General features: G+C 63.0%; 4 protein-coding genes. 2 read left to right on the forward strand and 2 right to left on the reverse strand.

Annotated elements, in window-relative coordinates:
- Window positions 1-784, reverse strand: a 784-nt coding sequence (locus RT662_RS00905; protein WP_313668348.1) for an aspartate kinase, incomplete at its 3' end; no start/stop codon positions are given.
- Window positions 785-899: 115 nt separating this feature from the next.
- On the opposite strand from RT662_RS00905, the gene ubiG reads away from it, so the two are divergent.
- The gene (gene ubiG / locus RT662_RS00910; protein WP_313668350.1) at window positions 900-1,634 is read left to right on the forward strand and encodes a bifunctional 2-polyprenyl-6-hydroxyphenol methylase/3-demethylubiquinol 3-O-methyltransferase UbiG; all 735 of its coding nucleotides are present in this window, start codon (window positions 900-902) and stop codon (window positions 1,632-1,634) included.
- A 104-nt stretch (window positions 1,635-1,738) separates the two neighbouring features.
- On the opposite strand, the gene RT662_RS00915 is transcribed toward ubiG, so the two are convergent.
- Window positions 1,739-2,512, reverse strand: a complete 774-nt coding sequence (locus RT662_RS00915; RefSeq protein ID WP_313668351.1) for a PEPxxWA-CTERM sorting domain-containing protein — start codon at window positions 2,510-2,512, stop codon at window positions 1,739-1,741.
- Window positions 2,513-2,676: 164 nt separating this feature from the next.
- Between RT662_RS00915 and RT662_RS00920 the strand changes: the two genes are divergently transcribed.
- Window positions 2,677-3,192, forward strand: a complete 516-nt coding sequence (locus tag RT662_RS00920; RefSeq protein ID WP_313668352.1) for a VOC family protein — start codon at window positions 2,677-2,679, stop codon at window positions 3,190-3,192.
- Window positions 3,193-3,300 lie beyond the last annotated feature (108 nt).

Below are 3,300 nucleotides of genomic sequence, written 5' to 3' on the forward strand. Positions count from 1 at the left end.
CTTCACCCTTGTCGGCCACGATGCCGGCGATCAGTTCCTGTTCCATCTCGTCATCCTCATCCACCACCAGCGTGCCGGGTGCGTCGGAGAAGCTCGACAGCACCTGCACCACAACCTTTTCCTTCATGGCCAGTTCGACCGACCGCGTCTGCAACACCTTGGCGCCCACGCTGGCCAGTTCCAGCATTTCTTCATAGGTGATGCGGTGCAATTTGCGGGCGCGCGGTACAATGCGCGGATCGGTCGTGTAGACGCCGTCCACATCGGTATAGATATCGCAGCGATCCGCTTTCAGCGCGGCGGCCAGCGCCACCGCCGACGTGTCAGAACCGCCACGGCCCAGCGTCGTCACCCGCTCATCCGCCGTCAGCCCCTGGAAGCCCGGCACCACCGCCACTTCGCCTGCCGCCATGCTGGCCAGGATGGCGGCCGTCTCGATATCCTCGATGCGGGCAACGCTGTGGGCGCTGCTGGTGCGGATTGGCAATTGCCAGCCCAGCCAACTGCGCGCCTTCACGCCCTGCGATTGCAGGGTGATGGCCAGCAGCCCCGATGTGATCTGCTCACCGGCGGCGACCACCACGTCATATTCGGCCGGATCAGCCAGCGGCGACGCTTCGCGGCAATAGCCGACCAGCCGGTCCGTCTCGCCCGACATGGCGGAAACCACCACGGCCACTTCGTTGCCAGCGTCAACCTCGCGTTTCACCCGCGCAGCGACGTTGCGAATGCGCTCCGTCCCCGCCATCGAGGTGCCACCGAATTTCATCACGATCCGGGCCATTGCCGGCTGCTTCCTTCGCCTGCGCACCCTTGGGGGTGCTTCACTATTGTCCTTGCCTGATAGGAACGGGTGGGGGCAATGGCAAGCAAGCCATACGCCGTAGACGGGAAAGAAAATGTCCACTGCTGCCAGCATCAATCCTGACGAAGCCGCCTTCTTCGGCAAGCTGGCGGCAGACTGGTGGAATCCCAAGGGCACGTCCGCCATGCTGCATCGCATTACGCCGGTGCGCGTCGCCCATACCCGTGCGCTGGCGCTGGCGCATTTCGGGCTGAATGCAAAGAGCCGCCGGCCATTGGCAGGTCTGGCCGCGCTGGATGTCGGCTGCGGCGCCGGGCTGATGGCCGAACCTCTGGCGCGCATGGGCGCTGCCACCAGCGCCATCGATGCGGCGCCAGAGAATATCGAGGCGGCCATGGCGCATGCCGAAGCCGGCGGGCTGGCCATTGATTATCAGTGCATCGCGGTGGAGGACCTCGCCGCGACGGGCGCGCAGTTCGATCTTATCACCTGCCTCGAAGTCGTCGAGCATGTCGCCGGCCGCGATGCCTTCTTCGCCGCGCTGGCCAGCCTGCTGAAACCCGGCGGCCTTGCCGTGTTCTCCACGCCAAACCGCACGCCGGCCAGTTGGGCCGTGGTCATCGCCGGGGCGGAGCATATCACCCGCACCATCCCCAAGGGCGCCCACGACTGGAACCGTTTCTTCACGCCCGCCGAACTGGCTGAGGCCTTGGGTCACGCCGGCCTGACGCCGCAGTTACCCGCCGGCCTGTCATGGCGGCCGGGCAAGGGCTTCCACATCGGCAGCGACGTGTCGGTGAATTATTTCCTCAGCGCCACCAAGGCTTGAGCGCCGGCCGGGCTGATCGGGCGGTCACGCCGATAAGTCGCTATGCAGGATGAAAGGGGCACGGCCGGCGTGCCCATGCGGGCACGCCGGCCGTGAATTCACTGTCAGGATGCGACGGTGTGGAGCATTTTGCGGCGACGCATGGTGGCGCCCACCAGGCCAAAGCCAGCCAACATCATCGCCCAGCTCGCCGGTTCCGGCACGGGGCCGCCACCCGGATCGACGCTGGAATCGCCGACCCCGCCAATGCGGAACTGGCGAACATCGCCAACCGTGCCGTTGAGCACAAAGCTGACGTTGGTGATGAACTGGTTGTCAAAGGCACGGGCCGAAAAGAAGTTCTGGCCGCTGCCGATAGCATAGGTGCCGCTGAAATTGCCGCCGAACTGATCGGTGAAGCTCAGCACCGCCTGCGTGGCGGTGGCACCCGCGCCAAAAATGTTGAATTCGACTTCCTTGAAGCCAAAGCCGGGATCGAGCGCGAACGACAGCTGGCCAAGCCCGCCATCAACCGCTTCGATTCGGGCCTGGCCGGCTGACGGCGTCGCCAGCGCTTCGGAGCCGGTGAAGATCACGCGGGTGTTGCTGATGTTGGTGAAGCCAAACACGACGTTGCCGACGGGCGGGGCGCCCTGAAACAACACGTTCTCGGCCGGCTGCACGGCGCCCGGTGTCTGATAGATCACAATGGTTGCTGCAGCTGGAAGTGCAGAAACCGCAAATGCGACTGATGCAGCCGCCATAATTAATTTACGCATTCCAAATTCCTTCAACAATGACCATTTCCAGATTGGCATTTTGTTGCAATCAATGGGATTTGTTCGAAAAATGATTGTAACGCACATGCCACAGGATTCATGGTGATTCCTGCCTTCCAAGTTTGTAATTATGCCAAAGGGTTCGGGCAGCGTCGGAAACTACGCGCTGTTGTTGCGATGCGGCCGAGGAAAAATACGCATGCCGCCGTGTGCAGCCCGCGCACTTCCGGCAGGCTTGGCGAAGGCCAGCCCTTGTGTCAGCCTTGATTCAGGAGGACTTCGCCATGACGACACCGCTGAAGGGCATCCATCACAGCGCCTATCGCTGCCGGGATGCGGAGGAGACGCGGGCCTTTTACGAGGATGTGCTGGGCCTGCCGCTGGAAGCGGTGGTGCAGGAGGAGAAGGAGCCGGGATCGGGCCGGCCCAATCCGTTCGTGCACCTGTTTTTCCGCATGCCCGATGGCAATTTCATCGCCTTCTTTGATGCGCCAGGCACGGTGAAAGAGGGGGATTTCAATCTGGTGCATGGATTTGACCGGCATGTCGCGTTCGAGGCCGATGACGAGGTGAAATTGCTCGACTGGCGCGACAAATTGAACGCGGCGGGCGTGCCCTGTTTCGGGCCGATCGATCATGGCTTCGTGAAATCGGTCTATTTCTCCGATCCCAACGGGCTGCCATTGGAAATCACCGCGCGGGTGCCCGCCCATGATGCGATCCTGGCCGAAGATGCCAAGACCGCGCACGCCATCATCACGGCGTGGACGGCACGCAAAGCCAGCGAGAAGGCGGCATGAGTTACGCCCGCATCCCCCTGCTGATCGCCTTTCGGGAAGCAGTGGGCCTGCGTGATACCTATGGCGGCATCGATGGCGTGGTGGCGCTGCAGGCGCATCACCTCAAGC

The organism is Sandarakinorhabdus sp., assembly GCF_032115815.1.
Taxonomy (GTDB): domain Bacteria; phylum Pseudomonadota; class Alphaproteobacteria; order Sphingomonadales; family Sphingomonadaceae; genus Sandarakinorhabdus.

What these genes read in the sequence shown, in the direction of transcription:
- ubiG (WP_313668350.1), top strand. Translation starts at nt 900, where the DNA reads ATGTCCACTGCTGCCAGCATCAATCCTGACGAAGCCGCCTTCTTCGGC.
- RT662_RS00920 (WP_313668352.1), top strand. Translation starts at nt 2,677, where the DNA reads ATGACGACACCGCTGAAGGGCATCCATCACAGCGCCTATCGCTGCCGG.